The sequence below is a fragment of the Verrucomicrobiia bacterium genome, assembly GCA_019634635.1.
GTDB lineage: Bacteria > Verrucomicrobiota > Verrucomicrobiia > Limisphaerales > UBA9464 > UBA9464.
The window spans coordinates 1-23985 of sequence record JAHCBB010000004.1 but is presented as its reverse complement, the minus strand read 5'-3'; the positions used below and the strand labels follow the sequence as shown (position 1 = coordinate 23985).

At 67.0% G+C, this 23985-nt stretch carries 18 protein-coding genes; 10 read left to right on the top strand and 8 right to left on the bottom strand.

Going from position 1 to position 23985, the window contains the following annotated elements; translation table 11 throughout:
* Both KF791_03835 and KF791_03830 read left to right on the top strand, forming a co-directional pair.
* Nucleotides 1-423, top strand: a complete 423-nt coding sequence (locus KF791_03835) for a hypothetical protein (GenBank protein ID MBX3731707.1) — start codon at nucleotides 1-3, stop codon at nucleotides 421-423.
* Nucleotides 420-1811 carry a phosphoglucosamine mutase gene (locus tag KF791_03830; protein ID MBX3731706.1) on the top strand — a complete coding sequence of 464 codons (1392 nt, stop codon included), beginning with the start codon at nucleotides 420-422 and terminating at the stop codon, nucleotides 1809-1811. Before KF791_03835 ends, KF791_03830 begins: the two co-directional genes overlap by 4 nt.
* A gap of 36 nt (nucleotides 1812-1847) precedes the next feature.
* Here KF791_03830 and KF791_03825 read toward each other — a convergent pair whose 3' ends face one another.
* The 3 genes from KF791_03825 to KF791_03815 all read right to left on the bottom strand — a co-directional run bounded on the left by KF791_03825 (nucleotide 1848) and on the right by KF791_03815 (nucleotide 5814).
* Entirely contained in the window at nucleotides 1848-3365 is a 1518-nt protein-coding gene (locus KF791_03825) for a TolC family protein (GenBank protein MBX3731705.1), read from the bottom strand.
* Nucleotides 3366-3476: 111 nt separating this feature from the next.
* A complete protein-coding gene (locus tag KF791_03820) occupies nucleotides 3477-4799 on the bottom strand; it encodes an FAD-dependent oxidoreductase (protein ID MBX3731704.1) in 1323 nt (440 codons plus the stop codon).
* A gap of 28 nt (nucleotides 4800-4827) precedes the next feature.
* Entirely contained in the window at nucleotides 4828-5814 is a 987-nt protein-coding gene (locus KF791_03815; protein MBX3731703.1) for an acyl-CoA desaturase, read from the bottom strand.
* 1148 nt (nucleotides 5815-6962) lie between these two features.
* On the opposite strand from KF791_03815, the gene KF791_03810 reads away from it, so the two are divergent.
* The 3 genes from KF791_03810 to recO are packed head-to-tail and all read left to right on the top strand — an operon-like array spanning nucleotide 6963 to nucleotide 9095.
* The gene (locus KF791_03810; protein ID MBX3731702.1) at nucleotides 6963-7958 is read left to right on the top strand and encodes a PhoH family protein; all 996 of its coding nucleotides are present in this window, start codon (nucleotides 6963-6965) and stop codon (nucleotides 7956-7958) included.
* 4 nt (nucleotides 7959-7962) lie between these two features.
* A complete protein-coding gene (ybeY, locus tag KF791_03805; GenBank protein ID MBX3731701.1) occupies nucleotides 7963-8430 on the top strand; it encodes an rRNA maturation RNase YbeY in 468 nt (155 codons plus the stop codon).
* The gene (gene recO / locus KF791_03800) at nucleotides 8427-9095 is read left to right on the top strand and encodes a DNA repair protein RecO (protein MBX3731700.1); all 669 of its coding nucleotides are present in this window, start codon (nucleotides 8427-8429) and stop codon (nucleotides 9093-9095) included. Before ybeY ends, recO begins: the two co-directional genes overlap by 4 nt.
* 34 nt (nucleotides 9096-9129) lie before the next feature.
* On the opposite strand, the gene KF791_03795 is transcribed toward recO, so the two are convergent.
* Entirely contained in the window at nucleotides 9130-11343 is a 2214-nt protein-coding gene (locus KF791_03795; protein MBX3731699.1) for a bifunctional rhamnulose-1-phosphate aldolase/short-chain dehydrogenase, read from the bottom strand.
* A 418-nt stretch (nucleotides 11344-11761) separates the two neighbouring features.
* The gene (locus tag KF791_03790) at nucleotides 11762-13168 is read right to left on the bottom strand and encodes a hypothetical protein (protein MBX3731698.1); all 1407 of its coding nucleotides are present in this window, start codon (nucleotides 13166-13168) and stop codon (nucleotides 11762-11764) included.
* A gap of 148 nt (nucleotides 13169-13316) precedes the next feature.
* Between KF791_03790 and bamD the strand changes: the two genes are divergently transcribed.
* From bamD to KF791_03775, 3 genes are all read left to right on the top strand, one after another.
* Nucleotides 13317-14420, top strand: a complete 1104-nt coding sequence (gene bamD / locus KF791_03785) for an outer membrane protein assembly factor BamD (protein MBX3731697.1) — start codon at nucleotides 13317-13319, stop codon at nucleotides 14418-14420.
* An 86-nt stretch (nucleotides 14421-14506) separates the two neighbouring features.
* Nucleotides 14507-14995 carry a hypothetical protein gene (locus KF791_03780; protein ID MBX3731696.1) on the top strand — a complete coding sequence of 163 codons (489 nt, stop codon included), beginning with the start codon at nucleotides 14507-14509 and terminating at the stop codon, nucleotides 14993-14995.
* A 15-nt stretch (nucleotides 14996-15010) separates the two neighbouring features.
* Nucleotides 15011-16270, top strand: a complete 1260-nt coding sequence (locus KF791_03775; protein MBX3731695.1) for a PQQ-binding-like beta-propeller repeat protein — start codon at nucleotides 15011-15013, stop codon at nucleotides 16268-16270.
* Between the two features lie 29 nt (nucleotides 16271-16299).
* On the opposite strand, the gene KF791_03770 is transcribed toward KF791_03775, so the two are convergent.
* On the bottom strand, nucleotides 16300-18192 hold the full coding sequence (locus tag KF791_03770) for an ABC-F family ATP-binding cassette domain-containing protein (GenBank protein MBX3731694.1): 1893 nt from the start codon (nucleotides 18190-18192) through the stop codon (nucleotides 16300-16302).
* A gap of 6 nt (nucleotides 18193-18198) precedes the next feature.
* Nucleotides 18199-19455, bottom strand: coding sequence for a hypothetical protein (locus tag KF791_03765; protein ID MBX3731693.1), 1257 nt, complete (start codon nucleotides 19453-19455; stop codon nucleotides 18199-18201).
* A 304-nt stretch (nucleotides 19456-19759) separates the two neighbouring features.
* Here KF791_03765 and KF791_03760 point away from each other — a divergent pair, with 304 nt between their 5' ends.
* Entirely contained in the window at nucleotides 19760-21124 is a 1365-nt protein-coding gene (locus KF791_03760) for a PQQ-binding-like beta-propeller repeat protein (GenBank protein ID MBX3731692.1), read from the top strand.
* Nucleotides 21125-21258: 134 nt separating this feature from the next.
* The gene (locus KF791_03755; GenBank protein MBX3731691.1) at nucleotides 21259-23013 is read left to right on the top strand and encodes a PQQ-dependent sugar dehydrogenase; all 1755 of its coding nucleotides are present in this window, start codon (nucleotides 21259-21261) and stop codon (nucleotides 23011-23013) included.
* A gap of 354 nt (nucleotides 23014-23367) precedes the next feature.
* Here KF791_03755 and KF791_03750 read toward each other — a convergent pair.
* Nucleotides 23368-23985 (bottom strand): DUF4276 family protein (locus tag KF791_03750; protein ID MBX3731690.1); only part of this gene is annotated, 618 nt, incomplete at its 5' end.

Below are 23985 nucleotides of genomic sequence, written 5' to 3'. Positions count from 1 at the left end.
ATGACCCTCGGCCCCTTTTTCCGGGAAAACCGGTGGCAGAAGCTCTTCTCGATCGGGATGGCCCTCATGATCTGGCTCACCGTCCGCTCCACCGAGGGGCTGCGGATTGCCAACGCCATGTCCGGTCCCTCGCGGGTCTTCGACACGGTACCGGTTGCCGTGCTGACCAGCGCCTCGAACCTGGGACGATACCGCGTCCTCCCGCGGACGGTGCGCGTCGAGCTTCGCGGAGATCCCATGGTGCTCGGGCGGCTCCCGGAGTCGGACCTTGAGGCCTACGTCAACCTGATGGATCTTCAAGCGACCCCCCAGATGATCGCGCTGCACATCAATCCGCCCCCCGGCACCCAACTGGTGTCCGTCGCCCCGGCCAAGGTGCTCGTGGACCGGCTGCCGGACGACAATCCCCCCGATTCTCCATGACCGCACACAAACGCATTTTTGGCACCGACGGCGTCCGGGGCCTCGCCAATGTCGAGCCGGTGACCGCGGAAACCGCGCTCAAACTCGGGCGTGCCGCGGCCCATGTGTTCAAGAACCTGCTCGGGACGGCGCGCAACCGGGTCCGGCACCGGATTGTGATCGGCAAGGACACGCGGCTTTCCGGGTACATGCTGGAGAACGCCTTGTCCTCCGGGGTGCTGTCCATGGGGGTGGACGTCATCTTCATCGGCCCCCTGCCCACGCCGGGCGTCGCCTATGTCACCCGGTCGCTGCGGGCCGATGCGGGCATCGTGATCACGGCATCGCACAACCCTTACGACGACAACGGCATCAAGTTCTTCCGTCACGACGGCTTCAAGCTCGACGATCAGATCGAGGCCCAGATCGAGCACCTGGTGTTCAGCGGGGAGATCGAGATGGTGCGTCCGACGGCGAGCCAGATCGGCAAGGCGTTCCGGGTGGACGACGCCCTGGGCCGCTACGTGGAGCACGCCAAGGCGTCGTTCCCGCGGCGGCTCTCGCTGGAGGGCATGCGCATCGTGGTGGATTGCGGCCATGGCGCCGCCTACAAGTCCACGCCTGAGGTGCTCCAGGAACTCGGGGCCGAACTGATGGTCTTCGGCAATCAACCGAACGGCACCAACATCAACCACGAGTGCGGCTCCATGAACCCGGGGCTGCTGTGCGCCAAGGTTCGCGAATACCGCGCCGACCTCGGCATCGCCCACGATGGGGATGCCGACCGGGTGCTGCTCTGTGACGAGGCCGGCCGGCTGATTGACGGCGACGACATCCTGGCGATCACCGGACTGGCGATGCTGGAGGCGGGGACGCTGGCAAAGAAGACGGTGGTGACCACGGTGATGAGCAATGCCGGTCTGGCGGCCACGCTTCGGGCGGCCGGCGGGGAGGTGGTCGCCACCCAGGTCGGAGACAAGCACGTCATTGACCTCATGCTGGCGGAGGGATTCAACCTCGGCGGTGAGCAGAGCGGTCACCTGATCTTCCGCGAGCACAGCACGACGGGCGACGGACTGGTCGCCGCCCTGCAGATCCTCAGTGCCATGAAAACGGGGGCGAAACGGCTTTCGGAACTGGTCCGTTGCTGGAGCCGCTATCCCCAGCTCACGGTGAACCTCCGGGTGCCGTCCAAGGATCGTCCGCTCGAGGACATCGGGGAGCTTGCCGAACGAATGCAGGCGGCCCGGGAAGCCCTCGAACCGCTGGGGGGGCGGGTGCTGCTGCGCTACTCCGGGACGGAATCCAAGGTGCGACTGCTGGTCGAGGGTCCGGACTCCGGGGTGATGGACCGATGGTCACGGGAGATCTGCGCCCTGCTTCGCAAGCATGTGAAGGCGGAGGGCTGAAGGTGGCCGCCTGGAGGCTGGAGGGGTTTGCCTGGATCAGTTGGTGGTGATCCGGACGCCGAGGCGGTCGAGCGTGGATCCCTCATCGCGGAACAGCACGCTCATCGCCCGGAAGTAATCGGCCACGGCGCGCACCTCATCGCGGCTGGCGGTGGTGAGGTCGCGTTGGAGACGCAGCACCTCGAAGGTGGTGCTCTTGCCGTTCTCCAGCTTCTTCTGTTCGGCATCGAGTGCCGCCTCGGCATAGATGCGGGCCTGCCGGGTGGCACCCACCCGTTCGTAGGAGGTCTGGGCCGCCAGAATTTCATTGTCGAGCGCCACCATGATGGACTGTTCCAGCTGCTTGTATTGGAGGATCAGGCGCTCGCGCTCGACCTTGGCCGCCCGGTAACTGCTCCTCGCGGAGCGGTTGCCGAGGGGGAAGTTCAATACCGCGCCGATGCCGTAGTTCTTGTACTCGACGTTGGCGATGTCGTTGAGGCTTTGGCCCACGATCCCATCGCGGCGGTAGTAATTGGTCCCGCCAACCTGGTTCTGCGCCTGGACGCCGAAACTGCTGGTCAGGTCGAGCGTCGGAAACAACTGGTTGCGCCGGAACCGCAGCGTGACGTTCTGCTTCTCCAGTTCGACCTGGAGCTGGACAACATCCGGCCGGAGCGTCAGTCCCCGCGACCAACTCTCCTGCCGGTTGAAGGGATATGGATGGGGGCGAAACGAATCCGACGGCTGGAACGTGGTCTCCACGATCTCGGAATAGTCCGAGGTCATCAGCCGCTTGAGGGTGTTCTGCGCCACATTGAACACCTGCTGGGCGCTGATGAGGTCGGCGCGGCTCTGGGCGACCTGGGCCTCGGCCTGTTTCTCTTCCAGGGGGGCGAGGGCCCCCACCTCCACCCGCTTGCGGTTCTCCATGAGCAGCCGCTCCGCGAGTTCCACGGCCTGCCGCTGCACCTCGATGCCCTTCACCGCCGCCGCCAGGTCATAATAGGCCAGCTGAACGTCGGCGGCCGTGGTGATCAACTGCGCCCGGATGCTCTGCTCCTCCTGCAGGATCGTCTTCTTGTTGAGCGCAATCGCCCAGCGTGCGCTGTCAATCCAGAAGTCCCGCAGCAGGGGCTGGGAGACCTGGATGCCGGCGCTGGCCGGGGCAAACGCCTGATACTGCTCGTTGAAGAAGCTGCGCTGGGAAAGCAGGTTGCCGAAAAGCCGGTAGTCGGCACCGGTCGGCAGCAGCCCGCTCAGGCCGAGGCTGCCGTTCTGTGACCAGCTGACGTTGCCCGGGATCGGGACCTGGCCCACGCCCAACTGCGCGGGCTGCTGGGAACGGTTGGCCCCGTAGCTGAACGAAAAATTCGGATCGTAGGCCCCGTAGCTTCCCATCAGGTTCAGCTCCGCCAGCTCCGGAGAGTAGCGGATGATCTGGATCTCCAGGTTGTCCTGAAACGCGCGCTGAAGGCATTCCTCAAGCGAAATGGACTGAACGGAATTCGGTGCTCCAAGGGCCGCGGTGCCCAGGGCGAGTGACACGAGACCCAACGACGTGGGGAATTTCATTTTCATCAGAGGGTGAGCCGATTGACGAAACCGGTCAAAACCGGAGTTCGTTGGCGAGCAAAGGACCCGCGTCCGGCGACTTCGGTTTCACCGGAACAACCCCCTCCACGGTCAGGCGGAACCATCGAGCGCCCGGATGCAGTCCAGGGCGGCGGCGAGGGCGTCCTCGTGGAACCCATGGCGAAAGTAACTGCCGGCGAACAGCACCGCCGGCCCGGGCTTGCGCCGATTGAGCCCTGGCAGGGCCTCCTGGGCCCGAACGGCCTCAAGACTGAACAGGGGATGCTCGTAGGGGATCTCCCGGAGGATGCGATCCGGCGCCACCGCGTGGCCACCGTTGATGGACACGAAATACTGGGTGGGTCCGGCCAGTCCCTGCAACCGGTTCATCCAGTACACGGTCTGGGCGCGCACCGCGCCACCGGCCGCCGATTCCACCCGGTGATTCCAGGACGACCAGGCCAGACGGCGGCGCGGCATGACGCCGGGATCGGTGTGCACCGTCGCGAGGTTGGGCTGGTACCGGAACGCTCCGAGCACCCGGCGTTCCTCCGGTTCGGCATCGTCCAGCAACGCAAGCGACTGATCCGCATGGCAGGCAAGAATGACCCGATCGAAGGTCTCGTTCCGGCCGTCGGCCGTGGTCACCACCGCCCCTCCGCCAGCGAGCCGCTTCACGGAGCGCACGGGGGTTTCCAGATGCACCCTGGCCCGGAGCCGCGCCCGCAGGCGCCGGACATATTCCCGAGCCCCGCCGTCCACGGTCCACCACGGATGCTGCGTGTGAAGACCGAGGAATCCATGATTATGGAAGAATCGCAGCAATGCGACGGCGGGAAACTCGAGCATGCGGTCGGCGGGCGTGCTCCAGACCGCACTGGCCATGGGGACGAGATACCAGTCCAGAAGGTCCCGCCCGTAGCCCTGACGTCGGACATACTCCCCGAGCGGCACCGCTGCCCATTGGGGATCCCCGAGGGCGGCGACGGCATCGCGGTTGAAGCGATGGATCGCCTGCAGCAGCCGCCAAAACCGGGGGCGCACCAGATTCCGGCGCTGGGCGAAGAGGTGGTTCCATCCGGAGCCGCAAAACTCCAGCCCTGCCGGCAGGTGCTGGACGCTGAAGGACATCGAGGTGGGCTTGACCGGCACGCCCAGGTCGTCGAACAGCCGGCACAGGTTCGGATAGGTGACCCGGTTGAAGACCATGAACCCGGTGTCGAATGCCACCGATGTCCCGCCGGCAGTCACCTCCACCGTGTTGGAGTGTCCACCGGCGTAGTCCGCCTGCTCAAACAGTGTGAGGTCGTGCCGCCCGTTGAGAAACCAGGCACAGCCGAGTCCGGCGATGCCGGTGCCGACAATGGCGACCCGGGGCGGGCTGCAGGCTGCAGGGGAACCGGCCACGGGGGGAGAGGGCGGGCCGGATGGAATCGGGATCGCGCCGGCCCGGACGGTCGCCTCAGGCGCCGCGGCGGGAATCGGGCAGCTGCTTGGTCCGGTCGTAGGCCTCGCCAGGAACGGCCCGCAGGTCCCAGATCAGTCCGGTCCACGACATCACCTTCAGGAGGTAGTAGGTGATGTCAATTTCCCACCAATAGAATCCCTGCCGCACGCAGCCCTTGTAGCGATGGTGGTTGTTGTGCCAGCCCTCGCCCAGCGTGATCAGGGACAGCAGGAAGCTGTTGCGGCTGTCATCCCCGGTCTCGTACCGCTTGCGACCCCAGACATGCGCCATGGAATTGATGCACGCCGTGCCATGGAACAGCGCCGTGGTGCTGATGAAGAAGCCCCAGACGAGCATCTGGAACCCGGTCGTCCCGAGCTGCGGGAAAAAGCGCCAGAGCACATGGCCGAAGAGGAACAGCGCCACGGCGAACAAGGCCGGGATCAGCACATCGAACCGGTTCAGGAACACCAGCTCGGGATAGCGGGCGAGATCCTTCACGCGCCGGTAGTCCGTGGGAAAATTTTTCGAACTGGTGATCCAGCCGATGTGCGACCACAAGAATCCATGCTGCCTCGGGGAGTGCTTGTCGGCCTCTTCGTCGGAATGGGCGTGGTGATGGCGGTGGGTGTAGGCCCACCAGAGGGCTCCCCGCTGGACGCAGGTGCCCGCCCAGACGGCCAGCACCCATTGCCACGCCCGGGAGGTGGAAAAGGTGCGATGGGAAAAGTACCGGTGCAGGAAGCCCGTGACCGCAAACATGCGGGCAAAGTACAGGAACACCGCGAAACCGACCGCGAACCAGCTCCATCCCGTCCAGATCGCCCCCAAACACCCGAGGTGCATGAAGGCGAAGGGAATGCAGCGCACCCACTCAATACGGTCGGGACGCGCCTTGAGCACTGCCGGGTCTTCAGCCCGGAAATCGGCGTCAAACCAATTGATGAGAACGGCGAGGAATCGCGGCAGAGATCTGGACGTCGCAGCGGCGGTGTCGGACATGGCAGGCAAGGCAATAAACGGGCCCCGGGATGAGGAATCCGACGCGGATCCCGCCATACCTATGGGCGCGCCGAGTGTGGCACCCCGGCTGGCGAACTCCAGTCCGGGTTATCAAAAAGTTGACGTGTTGGCTCGGCGGGGCCCCACCGAGGTCACCGGGTCGTGGGACTCCAACTCCCATCCCGGTGGTGGGGCAACTCCCATCCCGGTGGTGGGGCAACTCCCATCCCGGTGGTGGGGCAACTCCCATCCCGGTGGTGGGGCAACTCCCATCCCGGTGGTGGGGCAACTCCCATCCCGGTGGTGGGGCGACGCTCCGCGGAGCCGTCGGCGCGTGGAGTCTCCACAAGCCCGGCTTGCAGTTGCACGGACGGCTCGGCAGGAGCCTTGCCCCACCGAGGTCACCGGGTCGTGGGGCTCCAACTCCCATCCCGGTGGTGGGGCGACGCTCCGCGGAGCCGTCGGCGCGTGGAGGCTCCACAAGCCCGGCTTGAAGTTACACGGACGGCTCGGCAGGAGCCTTGCCCCACCGGTGTCACCGGGTCGTGGGGCTCCAACTCCCATCCCGGTGGTGGGGCGACGCTCCGCGGAGCCGTCAGCGCGTGGAGTCTCCACAGGCCCGGCTTGCAGTTGCACGGACGGCTCGGCAGGAGCCTTGCCCCACCAGGTTTGAGCTTCACCTGCGACCAAGATTACCGGGCGCTGCCCGACCCCGGTGGGGGTGAAGGTCCTCCTGAGCCGTCAGCGCGTGAAGGCTCCACAGGCCCGGCTTGCAGTTGCACGGACGGCTCGGCAGGAGCCTTGCCCCACCGAGGTCACCGGGTCGTGGGGCTCCAGCTCCCATCCCGGTGGTGGGGCAACGCTCCGCGGAGCCGTCGGCGCGTGGAGTCTCCACAAGCCCGGCTTGCAGTTGCACGGACGGCTCGGCAGGAGCCTTGCCCCACCGAGGTCACCGGGTTGCCCCACCGAGGTCACCGGGTCAGCGCGTGGAGTCTCCACAAGCCCCGCTTGCAGTTGCACGGACGGCCCGGCAGGAGAGCATTGATCGTGCGCCGCCGCACTCGCCAGATGCGCGCAGATCGGGAAACATCCGGCCAACCGAAAGGCGCTCCGGTTGCCTCCGCAAGGCACGGACGCCCCGGTCGCTGATGACTGAAATCCTTCACTTCGACTCGGCCCACGCCGCCCGGGCGCTGTTTGCCAACGACGACCGCAACCTGCGAATCCTCGAGACCGAGCTGGCCGTGAAGGCGTCCACCCGTGACGGCTGGATCCGCCTGGAGGGGGAGCCCGCCGGTGTGGACCAGGCCCGCCGCCTCTTTCTGGTCCTCCAGCGCCAGCAACAGTCCGGGGGCGGTGCCCGGCCACGGGAATTCACCGACGCCCTCAACGTGGTGAAGCATGGCGGGGTTGCGGCCTTGGAGCAATTGTTCGAAACGCGCGTGCAAACCTCGTCCAAGAAGGCCGCGGTGACGCCAAAAACGGTGGGACAACAGCGCTATGTCCAGGCCATCCGCGAGCATGACCTGACCTTCGGGATCGGGCCCGCCGGGACCGGCAAGACCTATCTCGCCATGGCCATGGCCGTCGCTTCACTCAAGGAGGGACAGGTCAGCCGGATCATCCTCACCCGCCCGGCCGTGGAAGCGGGCGAAGCCCTCGGCTTTCTGCCCGGAGACCTTTACCAAAAACTCGATCCGTACCTCCGCCCCCTCTACGACGCCCTCCACGACATGCTCCCGGCCGATGACATCCAAAAGCACATGGAACGGGGCGTGATCGAAATCGCCCCGCTGGCCTACATGCGCGGACGCACCCTCAACCAGTCGTTCATCGTCCTCGACGAGGCGCAGAACACGACAACCGAGCAGATGCTGATGTTCCTCACGCGCCTGGGCTTCGGATCGAAAGTGGTGGTCACGGGCGATCCGACCCAGATTGACCTGCCCTCAAGCCGCCGGTCAGGACTTCTGGAGGCCCAACTGGCCCTCCCCCAGGTCGAGGGGGTGGCCCTCATCCGGTTCGAGAAGCGCGATGTCGTCCGGCACCCGCTCGTCCAGCGAATCGTCAATGCCTACGAACAGCACCGCGCGGCGGCGGCTCCGCCGAGCCCGTCCGCGCCACCCTCCGGCCCAGCCACGTGACGCCGTGAGGCCGCCTCCGCCCACCCTCCGGATCCATGACGCCCAACGGCGGCGTCCCCTGCCCCAAGCGGCGATCCACCGGGTCGCCCGTGCCGTGCTGGAGGGCCAGGGACTCGACGCCGACATCACCGTCCACTTCATTTCTCCCCGCCGCTCCGCCGAGCTCAACCGCCGCCATCTCGGCCATACCGGTGCGACGGACATCCTCACCTTTGACCTGGGCAGCACCCCCACCCGCCTGTCGGGAGAGCTGTTCATCTGCGTCGAGGAAGCGGTCCGGCAGGCACCGGAGTTCGGCACCCAATGGCGCCAGGAACTGCTCCGCTACCTGATTCACGGGTTGCTCCACCTCCAGGGTTTTGATGACCGGGAGCCGGCCGACCGTCGCCGAATGAAACGTCGCGAGGACGCATTGGTCCGCCGCTGGGTGACCGGCAGCACTCCGGGCGGACGCGTCCGGGCCCGGCCATGACTCCAGAGTCCGACGAGGGATTCATCCTGCGGGTTCACGCGCTGACCGAGACGAGCCTTGTCGTTCGCTGGCTCACGGCGGACCACGGACGTCTGGCCACGGTGGCCCGCGGGGCCCGGCAGGCCCGGTCCCCCTTTCACGGGCGGCTCGACCTGTTTTTCTCGGCACGGATTTCGTTCCAGCGCAGCCGGCGGTCCGATCTCCACACCTTGCGCGAAGTTTCCGTCACAACCACCCATCCCGGAGTCCGGGCGGACTATCCGCGCCTGGCCCAGGCCTCCTATGCGGTGGCCCTCGTGGAACGGGTCAGCGAGCCAGAAACCCCGGTGCCCGAATTGCACCGCCTTTTGGGAGAATTCCTGGCCCATCTGGACGCCCGGCCGGCCCTCGCGCGAAACGTGCATGCCCTCGAGGTCCGCATGCTGGCCGCCGGCGGCCTCGATCCGGTCGAGTTGGCGCGGGATGCCGATGACGGGGTTCGCCGGTTGATGCACGCGCTCCGCGACCTCGACTGGGCGGATCTGGGCGGGCTGGAGGCGGCCCCCCCCGCGATCCGCGTCGTCAACCGGTGCCTCCAGGCGCAGATCGAATCCTCCTGGGGCCGGATCCCTCGCGGACGGGACGACGCCCTCCGGCGACCGGGATCCGCCCCACCCGGGCCCTGAACTCCTCCCGACCCCGGAGGCGGCAACTTCGCGATCAACGCAGGAACGCTTCGTGCAGGCCGCCGTCCACGGTGATGACCTGTCCGGTGGTCTTGCTCAACCGGTCGCCAACGAGGAGAAAGTACGCTTCGGCCTGGTCGGCCGGCGTGATGGGCGACCGGGTCAGCGTGCGATCCGCATAGAACTGGGCCAGCTTTTGAACGAGGGCATCGGTGGACTCGTCCTCGGTGTAGGCGATGCGGTATTTCGCGAGCGACCCAATGACCCGGTCGCGGGGGAACATGGCGGATCCCTGCACCACGGTCGCCGGAGCCACTCCGTTGACGCGCACCAACGGGCTCAGCTCCATGGCCATCTCCCGCACCAGGTGGTTCGCGGCGGCCTTGGAGCAGTCGTAGGCCACACTGCCGCGCTTGGCCACGACGGCGTTCGCACTGGTGGTCAGCACCAGGCTGCCCCGCAGCCCCTGATCCCTCCAGGTGCGCGCCGCCTCGTCGCCGACCAGGTAACTGCCGGTGACATTGACCTGGAAGGTGAAGCCCCACTTGTCGTCGGGGATGTGTCCGGTGGTGTCGCTGGGCCAGAACACACCGGCCGTCACGCAGATCGAGTCAAAGCCGCCATAGGCCAGGGCCACCTGATCCAGCATGGATCGGATGCTCGCCCGGTTCGTGATGTCGCAGGCGAGGCCGATCGCCGGCCCGCAATTCGAGATGCCCGTCCCGGCCACGCCAATCCCCTGGCCCAGACGGTCCGTGATCTCCTTTGCCGTTGCCTGGGCCGACTCCGCCTTCAAGTCCACGCACACGATCTGGGCGCCCTCCCGGCTGATCCGGAGGGCGGTCTCCCGCCCAATGCCCGAGCCGGCGCCCACCACCACCACCACCTGGCGCGCCAGTTCCTTTTCGGGCGGCATCCGCCGCAGCTTGGCCTCCTCCAGAAGCCAGTATTCGATGTCGAAGGCCTCCTGCTGCGGCAGCGCGATGTACCGGTCCACCGCCTCCGCGCCTCGCATCACCTCCACCGCGCAGTTGTAGAACTCCGCCGTCACCCGCGATTCCGACTTGTCCTTGCCCCAGGCAATCATCCCCAGGCCCGGGATCAGGACCACGGTCGGGTTGGGATCCCGCATTGCCGGAGAATCCGGGTGCCGGCAGCGTTCGTAGTACGCCGCGTAGTCCTTGCGGTATTGCCCGATCCCCGCCGCGAGCCGCTCCCGCAGCACCCCGGCATCCTCCGTCTGGGGATTCCAATCCACGTACAGCGGCTTGATCTTGGTGCGCAGAAAGTGGTCCGGACAACTCGTCCCCAGCGCGGCGAGGCGGGGCGCGTCCTGCGAATTGACGAACCGCAGGATCCGGTCGTCGTCCTGCACGGTGCCGATGAAGCGCCGCTGCTGGCTCACCTGGCCTCGCAGCCACGGCAGAATGCCGGCCAGCACGGTGTGCCGATCCTCCAACGGCAGGGTCTGGTATCGGGCACCGCCAAAAGCCGTGGCATCGCCGCCTTTGGCGGCATACTTCGACTCGATGTAAGCCGCCGCTTTTTCAATGCAGGCCAGCGTGTGCAGGTAGCACTCGCGGTCGTCATCCGCCCACGAAATGAACCCGTGCTGCGCCATCATGATGGCCCTGACCCCGGGTTGCCGCCGGCAGATTTCCTGCATGGCCAGCCCCAGTTCAAACCCGGGGCGCATCCAGGGCACCCACGCCATCTCCCCGCCGAAAATCTCCTGCGTGAGCGCCTCGCTGCGCTCGCAGGCCGCAATCGCGATGATCGCGTTGGGATGCATGTGATCCACGAAGCGGGCCGGGATGAAGCTGTGGAGCGGGGTGTCAATCGAACTGGCGCGGGGATTCAGGTTGAAGGTGGCATGCTGATAGGCCGCCACCATGTCGTCCTCGGCCGGCGACTTGAGCCCCTTGTCCTTCCGCGCCGCATAGGTCTCTTGCAATCCGAGCAGCCTGGCCTGATGGAGCGACGAAAAGTTCTCGCGAGTGCTGGTGCGCAGATCCCCGCCGGACCCCTTCACCCAAAGCACCTCCACGGGTTCGCCGGTGAGGGGATCCTTCTCGACCACCTTGGACGACGTATTGCCGCCGCCGGTGTTGGTGATGCGCTGGTCGGCTCCCAGACGGTTGGACCGGTACACCAGGCGGTCCACACCCGCCAGCGCCGACGCCTCGGCGTCATCCCAGAGATTGTGGACGTGAAGAAACCGGGGGGGCTTGGAGGAATCGGACATCATCAATTGGACCGGCGGCACCGTGAACCGGGACACCGGAGCGGGGAAATTCCCATCGTCGCCGCCGGCAGGGCAACGGGATTTTTGTCAGGATCCGGCGCGGGGGGTCCTCACGAGCCGTCCGCGGAACCACGACCCGGGCCTGTGGGGACTTCACTTGCGCACGGCTCGCCAGAGGCTCGCCCCACCCGAAGCGGCTCCGGCACCGCCCCGCCCAGTGGGTGAGAAGGTGGGGCGAGGGGCCTCACGAGCCGTCCGCGGAACCACGACCCGGGCCTGTGGGGACTCCACTTGCGCACGGCTCGCCAGAGGCTCGCCCCACCCGAAGTGACTCCGGCATCGCCCCGGCCAGTGGGTGAGAAGGTGGGTACGAGGGTCCTCCCGGGCCGTTCGCCAAATGCTCCCCTGAAACGTCAGCCCTTCAGCCCGCGGGGATCAGGATGAGCGAGATCTTCTGCGCCGTCAGCGGGATGACCAGCCGGCCGTTCTCCTGGACCACGCCTTCGTGGATCTCCTCCTTTGCGGCACCCTTGAAAACGAAGGTGTACCGATCCCCGTTCTTGCTCCACGTGCCCTCGGCCGCAAGATTGTCCACCGACCCGGGCCCCAGGAGCTTGGAGACGATCGCGGCAAATTGCTGGGCCGGGGAGGGGCCGGCGGCTGCGGCAGGGGTGCCCGGAGCGGAGCCTCCCGGACGGAGCCCAAGCCCGTAACGCGCTGCCAAAGCCGGATCCATGCCGGCAGGCAACTGGGCGGCTCCACCAAACCCGCTCCCATCGTCCTCGGCCGGTGCCGCAGGCGCCTCGAGGGCCGGCGGCGGGATCCGCAAGACGAAGCGGTTGTCGGGGTACACCGTCATGGTCGCATTGCCCAGGAGCAGCCCCAGGGCAAAACGCAGGTTCTTGAGATCCGCCAGCGCCATGTTCGCGCGACGACGCCGGGCGTCGGTGTTGATCGCCCCCATGTCCGTGCGCCAGCGTCCGAGCAACCGCTCGTCGTCGTATTTCGGAGACTTTCCGGTCTCGAGAAACGCCTGCAAGTCGCCCAGGTCCACCCGGCCCAGCACGTCGAGGATCTCGGCATCGTTCATGAAGCCCTGGGTGCGGGGATGGTTGACCATGGCCGTGAAGCCCGCCTGATCCTGAAGCAATTGCAGGAACTCCGTGTCGGTGAACACCTCGGCGACGTCCGGACGCTCAAACAGCGCAAGGAAGGGCGGATAATCCACCAACCGGTTGGTGAGGGCCGGGTTGGCGTAGATCAGGCCGAACAGGTCGGACACCGTGTTGAACCGCGCGGGCGTGCGGTCCAGGGCGGCAAAGGTTTTGTCCCAGCCCGTGGAGGCCATGCCGCTTCGCAGCGAGTTGACCACGCCGATCGGCGAGGGCTCGGCGTCGCCCGACGTCTGGGTGGTGAAATAACCCCGTGAATAGACCGGCTTGCCCACGGCCAGAAACAGGCAGACCCCGGTCAGCATGCCCACAAACAACCCGATCGCCTTGTTCATCCGCTCGAAGGCCTGACGCGTCGGCTCGTCCTCGTTGTACTTGAAGTGCAGCTCCACCGGCCTTTGGGCGGCGAAACTCGCACCAATGCTCCCCAGCCAGATCACGGCAAAGGCGATCAACGCCGGCACCACCAGCAGCCACGTGTAGCCGATCGTGAAGACCTTGGGCAGGACCGGGGCGATCCATCCTCCGAGCGTGGGCGCCAGCGCCAGTCCCAGAAGCGCGCCCACAAAGGCCACGGCGGCCCGGATGCCGCCGAGCTGCATCCCCAGGGCGGCAAGTCCCCCGACCAACACGATCGCCAACAACCACGTGATCATGGCCGGAAACGTAGGCGGGAACCCCGGTGGGTGCACGCCCAAAAATTCCCGTTGTGAACGTCCGGGAACCCCAAGGGGGTGACGCCCCGGAGACCGCAGCGGGGTCCGTTCCTTGACTTGCCGGACCCGCTCCCTAGCCTGCCGGCCCATGCAAGGCCGGTTCATCAGTGGCATCCTCCTGGCGACCGCGCTCGTCACCTTTTCCTTCACCTGTCCGGCGCCGGTGATCTTCCGGCCGGGCGAAGGGTGGACGTACGAGCCGGTCGGCGGCGGGAGCGGCAAGTGGCAGCGCAAACGCGCCAAGGACCAGCTGCAGGTCGCCCAGGAGGCCTTCGACCGCGGGAACTACCGCCTCGCCACCAAGGCCGCCAGCCGGGTGGTGTCCGTCTGGCCCCTGTCGGACTACGCGGGTCCCGCGCAGTACCTGGTGGGCCGATGCTACGAGGACCGCGGAATGGATGAGCGCGCGTTCAAGGCCTACCAGATTGCGCTCACAAAGTACCCCAAGGTGGCGAACTACGACGAAATCCTGGGCCGCCAGTACGCCATCGCCACGCGATTCCTCGACGGACAGCGGTTCAAGCTCTTCGGCTACATCCCGCTGTTCCGCAGCATGGAGAAAACGGCCAAGATGATGCAGGAGATCGTGGGGAATGGCCCCTACAACTCCACGGGCCCCAAGGCCCAGCTCGACACCGGGACCGCGTTCGAAAAGCAGAAAAAATACACGATGGCCGTCCAGGCCTACGAAAAGGCGGCCAACCGCTACTTTGACCGCCCTCCGGTGGCCTCCGACGCCATCTTCCGCGCGGCCACGGCCTGGGAGAAACAGGCGCTGACCGCGGAGTACGACCAATCCAAGGCCGGCTCGGCGATCGCCCTGATGCAGGATTTCATCGAGCTCTATCCGCAGGATCCGCGGGTTCCCGAGGCTCGCGACATCATCGCCACCCTCCGCGTTGAGCAGGCGCGCGGCGCGTTCGAAACCGGCCGTTTCTACGAACGGTACCGCCGGTGGCAGGCGGCGCTCGTGTACTACAATGAATCCCTGCAGCGGGACGCCAATTCCCCCTACGCCGAGGAATCCCGACGCCGCATCGAACTGCTCCGTCCGCTGGCCGAAACACAGGTGCAGCGCATCGCGGACTACGAACTGCGGGTCCGCCAGCGCGCCACCGCCCGGGCCACCAATGCCCCGGCGGTCATCCCGGCAACCGGCGCTCCGACCAACGCGCCCGCGGCCACGCCGTAAACCCGCTCCGCAACGCCGGACGCGTCCGCCGCATGCCGCCGCCCCCCACAATGCCGCCGCCGTCCCGGAGGCCCGTCCGTGCCCGGGTGCTCCTGCTCCTGGCCGCCGTCATGCTGATGCCCGGCTGCGCCTACCGGCTCGGCCCCACCAACGAACAGGTGGCCGGAGCCCAGACGCTCACGGTCGAACCCTTCCCCAATGACACGCTGCAACCCGGCCTGACGGACATCGTCAACAGCGCCGTCCGCCGCCAGGTCCAGCGGGATGGCACCTTCCGGCTGGACACCCGCGGGTCCGCGGACGTGGTGGTAAGCGGGCGCATCATCCGCTACGGGCGCCTGCCGCTCGGGTCCCGCCGGGACGACGTCATCACGCCCCAGGACTACGATGTGAGCATCACCGCGCGGGTGGTGGCCACCCGCGGGGGCCAGGTGATCTACGAAGGCGATGTCACCGGGCGCGCCCTCGTCGCCTCCACGGTGAACCTCAACGTGTCGGAACGTGAGAACATCCCGGTCGCCGCAGAGAACCTCGCCCGGATTCTCATCAGCGAAATTGCCAACGGGCGCTGGTAACCCGGGAACGGCATCATGGACCACGTTCACAAGCTCACCCCTACCCGGCTGCTCACCCTGATGGCAGCGTTGGGATCATTGCTCTCCCTGCCGGCCGCCGACTGGCCCCAGTGGCGCGGGCCGCACCGCGACGGTCACTCAGCAGAGCGTCTTCCCGCGGACCGTGACCCGCTCCAGGGTCTCCAGGAACCGCTCTGGCGCCGGTCCGTGGGCCGCGGATACGCCTCGCCGGTGGTGTCGTCCGGCACCCTGGTGTGGCTGGACGCGGTGCAAGACCAGGAGACGGCGCATGCTGCGGACGTCGCAACCGGCACGCCCCGGTGGTCGGTGACGGTGGGTCCGGTGTTCTCCGATGAATTTGAACCCGGCCCGCGTTGCACCCCGGTCGTGGACGGCGACCGGGTGTACGTCCAGACCGCGCTGGGTGAGTTCCAATGCCTGGATCTGCGGGATGGTTCCCTGCGCTGGCGGTTCCACTTCGGCGACTATGGCATGCGCTGGGTTGCGGATCGCGCGTCGAACATTGGCGCCGCGAGCCGGCGCGGGAACACCGGATCCCCGGTCGTGGACGGCGAGCGCATCCTGGTGCAGGTCGGCAGCACGAACGGCGCCTGCCTGGTGGCCTTCGACAAGCACACCGGCCGGGAATTGTGGAAATCGCAAAACGACCTCGCGTCGTTCGCATCGCCGGTGGTGGGCGCGCCGGGCGGCCGCCGGCAGTGCGTGACGGTCACGTGCGAAGGCCTGATGGGTGTGGCGCCCGAGGACGGTGCCCTGCTGTGGCGTCTGCCGTTCAAGACCGGCGCCAATCGGAACGTCCTGACCCCAATCCTCCTCGACGACACCGTCTATTATGCCAGCCACACCACGGGCCTGCGCGCCACACGGATTCTTCCGGACGGCGCGACGCTCCACGCAGGCGACGTCTGGCTGAATCGCGACGCGCGCATCAATCTCTCCTCCCCGGTCGCCGTGGGCGGCCATTTGTACGGACTGGGGGCCTCCAAGGACTATATTTGCGTGGTCCGCGAGTCCGGCCGCATTGCGTGGTCGCAGCCTGGATTCGGCGACGCCGCCTCGACGATCGCCCTCGCGGACGGCCACCTGCTGGTGCTCACGGACCTGGGGGAACTGCTGGTGCTCCGGGCCAGTCCGGATCGCTACGAGGAACGGTCGCGCCGCCAGGTGTGCGGGAAGACGTTCAGCCATCCGGCCGTCGCCAACGGACTGCTGATCGTCCGCGATCCCCGCGAACTGGTCGCCTGGCGGCTGTAGCCGCGCAGCGGCCGGATACCGCCCCGGCGTCACTCCTGCGACTCACGTTCCAGCCACTCCAGGCGGCCGGATGCCGTTTCCCAGGCGGTCGTCTTGGAGCCGATCTCCGCAGCGATTTGACGCAACTCCGTGTTCACCGCCACGGCGCGTCCCGGTGCCGCGTAGGTCTCCGGCAGTTGCAATTCGCCCGCCAGTGCCGCCTGGCGCTCCTCCAGTCGGGCGATGTCGGCCTCAATGCCCGCCACCAACCGCCGTTGCGCCGCCAGTTGACGACGCGTCTCGGCCGCCTGTTCCCGCCGTTCCTTTTGCGATTTCTGAGACTCCCGGGACACCGCGGGTGCCGGTGGCGGTGCCGGTGCCGGTGCGCGCACCGCATCCGCCGGACGCGCATTGTGGAGTCCGGACGTCAGGGCGGCCCGGGCGCACACCGCCTTCGATTTCTCCAGGTAGTAGTCATAGCCGCCGGCGTAGGGGGTCAACCGGCCCGCGTTGACATGGACCACGCGGGTGGCCAGAGCCCGGATGAAATGCACGTCGTGGCTGATGAACACGAGCGTTCCGGTGAATTCCGAAAGCGCGGCGATCACGGCGTCAATGCTCCCCATATCCAGATGGGTGGTGGGCTCGTCCATCAGCAGGAAATTGGGCGGGTCCAGCAGCAGTTTCACCAGCGCCAGGCGGCTCTTCTCACCGCCGCTCAACACGCCGACGCGCTTTCGAACGTCGTCCTCACGGAACAGAAAGCACCCCAGCAACGCCCGCACCTCGGTCTCCCGGACCAGGCGCGGCGTGTCAAACACCTCCTCAAGCACGGTGCGGCTGGCATCGAGCATTTCACTACGGTACTGGGAGAAGTAGCCGATCTTCACGCGCAGCCCGATGTCCCGAGTCCCCGCCTGCGGCCGCAGCACGCCCGCCAGCAGCTTGATCAGGGTGGATTTCCCGGCGCCGTTGGGGCCGACCAGCACCGTGCGGTCCCCGCGCTCCGCCTGAAAATCCAGCCCGCGGTACACCACATGTTCGCCGTAGGCAAAGTGCACGCCCTTCAGGGTGATGACGCGCTGTCCGCTGGACTCCGGCTGGGGAAACGCGAAGTCCACCGTGCCCGCCGCCGCCTCCGGCGCCTCGACGCGGTCCATCCGGGCAATCTGCTTCAGTTTCGCCTGCGCCTGGCTGGCCTTGCTCGCCTTGGCGCGGAACCGGTCCGCAAACTCCTGCAGCCGCGCGATCTCCCGTTGCTGGTTCTTGAAGGCCGCCCGTTGCTGCTGCGCCCGCGCCTCCCGCTGTTCTAGGAAGGCGTCGAAGTTGCCGGAGTAGCTGTAGAGCCGTCCGCTCCGCAGCTCCAGAATGCCCGTGACCAACTGGTTGAGGAACTCGCGGTCATGCGAGATCAACACGATGCCCCCGGGGTAGTCCTTCAGGTACTCCTGAAACCAGAGCAGGGTCTCGAGATCCAGGTGGTTGGTCGGCTCGTCCAGCATCAGCAGGTCCGGCTCCTGCACCAGCAGACGCGCCAGGTGGGCCCGCATGACCCAGCCGCCGCTGAGCTCCCGGGCCGGACGGTCATGGTCGCTGTCGCGAAACGCGAGCCCCTTGAGGATGCGTTTGGCCTGCGCCACCTGGGCGCCGTCCACAGACCCGTAGCCGTCGTCCTCCAGGTGGCGCGTCGCCAGCTCCAGCACGGTCTGGGAACCCACCGGCGCATTCTCCTGCGGCAGAAATCCCACCGTGGTCCCACGCTGGGACGTGATGCGTCCCGTCGTCGGCTCCTCCTGGCCCAGGACCATCTTGAACAGCGTGGACTTCCCGGCGCCGTTCGGCCCCACCAGCCCGAGACGGTCGGTGCGGTTGAGCGTCAGCGTGACGTCCTCGAACAGGGTCCGCCCGCCGAAGGACTTGGACACTTCCGTGAGGGTGAACATGACGGATCAACCGGCCTGCAGCAGCGACAGGTGCTTCACGAAGTGCGCCTCGAGCAATTCGACATGCAGCGCCGCATTGGCCTCCAGCGTCTCGAGAATTCCCTCCTTGAACGGGCGTCCCCGCGAGTCACATCCGGCGGTCAGCACCGACCCGAAGGTCACGTGCAGTGTCTGACGCCCCGCGACGTCATCCAGCCAGGCCGCCTCCTCCGTCCCGCCACGGAACGGGGGAAGACCGGCCACCTGGGCCGGAGTGGTCGAGATGTGGTAACTGGCCCGGTCGGTCTCGAAGCGCCCCCGCGCATAGGCCGCGATCTCCCCAAACAACGGGGCGTTGGCGCGCGCCAGCACCCGGAGCGCTTCCAGGTAACTGGTGCCGGCGGTTTTCACATGCAGCCGCTCCCGACACACCCGTCCGATCACCGGATAGGCCGAGAACTTGTCGGAGCCGCTGTGAATGCTGATCTTGTAGGGGCCGGCAAATCGCGCGATGGCGGCGTGGACCTCAAGGTCGCGCTCGAACCGATCCAGATCGCCCCGGTAATCCACCCCCTTCTCAAAGTCACCGACGAACCGGGGCGCCAGGCTCACGAGATTGGGTACACCCCGGCGCTGCAATTCGAGGGCGAAGAACAGGTGCTCCAATGGCGAGGTCGGGGAATCGGTTTCGTCCACGGACACCTCCACCTCGCCGCGGCCGCCCGAGGCCGTCGCAATGGCCCGGCCGAGGACCTCAGCATGGGCGGTGGCCCGGCCGTACTTGACCATCGCCCGCAGGAGCGACTCCTCGTCAAACCGAAGGGGCGGCAGCCGGCTGCTTACCGTGAACACGCGATCCAGATAATAGTCGCGCCAGGAAAATCCCTCGTACAACCCGTCGGCCTCCTGCCGGGCCACCTCGGATTGCAACGACGCCTCCTCAAGGGTGTCGGCCGCATTGTTCACATGGGCGCTGGGGTCAATCGTGAAGAAGCAGAAGCCCGCCCCGGCCACCGAGACGACGTCCTCCGGGGTCTTCAAATGATCCCCGTCCGCACCCCACGGCTCCCCATGGCCCGCGGCCTTCAGGGCGTTGACGGCGGCCGCCATCACTTCAGCGGGCGTCCGCCGGGTGCGGGTCATCTCGCGAATGGACTGCTGGGCGAACACCGGTGCGAACTCCGGAAACCGCCGCGCGGCCGCCAGATGGCCGGGCGTGGCCAGGCCGAGCCGGTCTCCAAAGCCGAACGATTTCCTGAGTCCCAGTGGGACGGGTGCATTCACAGGCCGGAGATCATGCGAACCCCCTCACCGTGGGGGAACAAGAAAAGCATCCGCCACTGCGGTCGCCGTGCATCCCGGTGACGGGGGCACTGCGGGCGGACGCGCGTCCCCGCCCGACGCACGGGCACACCCCTTCTTCGAATTCCGCCGGAGCCTCGATATCCAGAGCCAACTCCCGCCAACGGCGCCTCGCGATTTCGAGGCGCCCGCAGGAACAGGGCCGGGATCTGGGCATCCCTTGGAAGGAAACGATCCCCCGCGTTGCTGCATTGCCATGACCGGCCGGAACCCGTAGGCAGAGTGCATGTCCGCCGCCTCCCGTTGCCGATTCGCCGCCGGGCTGTCCGGCCTGCTCCTGGCCGTGACGCCCGCCCCCACGGCCGGCGCCCAGACCCACTGGCCGCAGTTCCGCGGTGCGGACAGCCGCGGGATCGGCACCTCGGACCGGCTCCCGTTGGTATGGGGCGCCGACACCAACGTCGCCTGGCGCACGGAGATACCCGGCCGCGGCTGGTCCTCACCCATCGTCTGGGGCCACCGGGTGTTCCTGACCACCGCCGTCAGCGAGGGCGAACTGGAACCGCCCAGGAAGGGACTCTATTTCGGCGGCGACCGGGATCAGCCGACGAGCGCACGCCAGCGGTGGCTCACGCTGTGCGTTGACCGCGATTCCGGCAGGACGCTGTGGACGACGGAACTCCACGCGGCGCCACCGGCCACACCCATCCATGTCAAGAACAGCTACGCGTCGGAAACGCCGGCGACCGACGGGGAACGCCTCTATGTGCTCTTCGGCTCCCTCGGATTGTACTGTCTCGATTTCGAGGGAGGCATCGTCTGGTCCCGGAAGTTTGAGCCGCGCAAGATGCGCTACGGCTGGGGCACGTCCGCCTCGCCGGTGCTGCACGGCGATCGCGTCTACGTGGTGAACGACAACGAGGAGGCGTCCTTCCTCGCCGCCTTCGACAAGCGCACCGGCAACGAGCTCTGGCGCGTGGCGCGCGACGAGCCGAGCAATTTCGCCACGCCCTTCGTCTGGCAGCATCCGCAACGCACGGAACTCGTCGTGCCCGGCCGCAACCGGGTCCGGAGCTACGACCTCGAGGGCGGGCTGCTCTGGCACCTGAGGGGCCTGTCCACGATTGTCATCCCGACGCCGTTCGCCGCCGACGGACTGCTGTACCTTTGCGCCGGCTACGTCGGCGACAACCTCAAGCCCAACAAGCCGGTCTACGCCGTGCGGCCCGGCGGCGCGGGGGACCTGACGCTGCCGGACGACGCCCGCGAAAGCCGCCTCGTGGCGTGGATGGAGCCGAATGCGTCGCCCTACAATCCCTCGGCGCTGGCCGACGACGGACGGTTCTACGTGCTGTGGGATTTCGGCTTTCTGAATTGCCGCGACGCGAAAACCGGGCGTGAACTTTACGACAAGCAACGCTTGAAAGCCGACGGCACGGCCGCCTTCACCGCGTCGCCCTGGGCCTACCGCGGCCGCGTGTTCTGCCTGAGCGAGGACGGGGACACCTACGTGGTCACCGCCGGGGACACGTATCAGCTCGAACACGTGAATTCGCTCGACGCGATGTGCATGGCCACCCCCGCCATCGCGGGCGACCGCCTGTTCCTCCGCACCAGCGACCACCTCTACTGCCTGCGGGAATCCCGATAAGGTGCCCGCAACGCGTGTGCCCCACACGCGCTCGCCCGTTCGCAAATCCCGTTGTCTTCCCCGGTCGCCCCGGCACAGATTCAGGCTTCGACCGCTGCCGCAATGTCCACCGCCCGGGGAAGCCTTTGAACGCCGTGACACGGAATGATCTCCGCCTCGGACTCACGCTTGCGCTGGCCGGTGTGCTGAGCCTTGGCGGAACCGCCCAAACGCCTGCCGGGTCGGGAGCAGCCGGGGGGCCCCGTCTGGAAGAGTACCGCCAACACGCGTTGACCCGTGAAGGTGACGCCGCCCAGGGGGCGCGGCTCTTCGCCGACGAACCGAAGCTCGCCTGCGCAAAATGTCACTCGACCGACGGCGGGGCCTCCAGGGCCGGACCGGACCTGTTCGCGGCCGGCGATGCCTTCACGCGCCGTGACCTGATCGAGGCGGTGCTGCTGCCCTCGGCAAGCATCGCTCCGGGTTACGGCACGGTGACCCTCGAGACCCGGGAGGGCGCGTCGTTCCAGGGGGTCCTGAAGCAGGCGGACGACACCGCCGTGCAACTGATGGGTGGGGACGGAATCCTGGTGCGCATCGCCCGGGGCGACATCGAGCGGCAGGACGGCAGCCACGTGTCGCTGATGCCGGAAGGGTTGCATGAGGGTTTATCGCTCCAGGAGTTCACCGACCTCATCGAATACCTGACCACGCTGCGCCAGCCGGAGAACACGCAAGTCAGCAACCGCGGAATGCCGGCACGCATTCCCGGGATTGCCAGGCCCATCGGACTGGAGCCGTTCTTCGAAGGCTCCTTCACGGTGCCGCGAACCCGCGCCCAAAGCGGGCTCACGGCGTTCGTGCAGGTGCCCGGTGCTCCCGACACCTTCCTGGTCCTGCACCAGACCGGGCTGATCTGGCTCGCCCGGAAGACCGCGGCCGGCGAGCAGCGATCTGTCTTCAGTGACCTCACCGGGCAAGTCTTCTACGAACGCGGGCCCAACGGCCTGCTGGGTGTCGCCTTCCATCCGAAGTTCCGGGAGAACCGGAGGTATTACCTCCAGCACCAGGTCTTTGAGGAGGGGACGGTCGCGACCGTTGTTGTGGAGAGGGAATTTTCCGGGGACTTCCTGGGCGACTCCGGCAGGCCGCCGCGCCGCCTCATCAAGATCCACAGCGTCGCCGAGGACCACAGCGGCGGCTGGCTGGAGTTCGGCCCCGACGGCTTCCTCTATTTCGCGATGGGCGACACCGGTCCGCACCACGATCCCAACGGCCACGCCCAGGACCTGAGCCTGCTCCTCGGCAAGATGCTGCGCCTCGACGTGGACCATCGGGATCCCGGACTCGAGTACGCCGTCCCCGCCGACAACCCGTTCATCGGCCGGCCGGAGGTCCGTCCGGAAATCTGGGCCTACGGACTGCGCAATCCCTGGCGCTTCAGCTTCGACCGCCTGACCGGCGACCTCTGGCTCGCGGATGTCGGACAGGACCGGGCCGAGGAGGTGGCCCTGATCCGGCGTGGCGAGAATCACGGCTGGAACGTTTTTGAGGGGTTCGAACCGTTCTCCAACCAGCATCGCGTCGCCGGACGGACCTTCACGCCGCCCGTGTTCGCCTACCGCCGAAAATTCGGCAACTCGGTCACCGGTGGTTACGTGTATCGCGGTGACCCCCAGTCCTCATTTGATGGCGTCTATGTGTGCGGTGACTTCACCTCCCGGATCCTATTCGGTATCACTCAGGAAAACGGGGTGTTGAAAGCCGTCCGTCAGCTCGGGGTGCTTCCCCAATCCCTGGTCTCGTTCGGCACCGACGATGCGGGCCAGCTCTACGCCGTTGGCTACGAAGGCATGATTTACCGGCTGGATTTCGCCGAATCGCGGTTCGATGAGGTCCAGGCGGAGTAACGGCACGTCACAAGTGCACGAGCCGGCACCACATCCTGGCAACCACCCAAACCGCTGTTGGACGCCATTCCCAGAAAGCCCCCGAAGTGTCCAGCAAGGCGACTGGAACGTGCGGCCAACTCCACCTTCTCCTCTCGAAACTTGATGAACGACCGGCCGCATGACCCGGCCTCCGCTGGTGACACGCCGGGTCACATGAAGTCCGTTTCCGTTCGCGAACTGCACTAGGCCAAGGGCGAGGTGCGCCAGATGGCCACGTCCGAGGAGACTTCCGTCACCGACCCTGGCCCGGCTCCTGCCGGAACATGACATCCCGGAAGTGCCCTCACGGCCTGTCAGCAGCCCCGGGCTCAATCACGCGTGGTGGGCGGGTCCCAGTGCGAACAGAATCCGCTCCAGCTCTCTGTAACACTTGTCGAAGGAACTCGCGCGGCGGGCGGCGTTCAGGTCGAGGGCATTCGTCAGCGCGGCTTGATCGAGGGTCTCCGTGTAGCCGTGCGGCCCGGTCATGTGACGGCTGAGCCATTGCTTGGCGCCACGGATGGCCTCCGGGTTGCCGGGGCTCGACAAATCTCTGGCGAGAGTCCGATGGCCGCGGAGGGATTCGGCCGCGGCAAGAATCCAGGCCTCGTACTCGCATTTCGCCAACACCACCCCGATGAGCATGTCACTTCTGGCTTCCGTCGCCTGTCTGAGGATCGCCGGGGCCAGCGCTGCGGGGCAATCGTCGTCGGCATTAATCAGGAGGAATATCGCTCCGTTTCTTCCGGCTTGTCTCGCCGCAAGCTCAACGGCGCGCCCGAGTTTTTCCGGACGCAACACTTCATCACGCTTGACCCGTATCGGGCGAGGCACGCGCAGGCGTAGCCCGGGAGCAACAACGCCCGCCACGCGACGGATCAGGACAGGCACGGCCTCGACCTCTCCACAGCGCGCATGCATGAAGGCGGAATGAGTGAGGAATGACGGGGA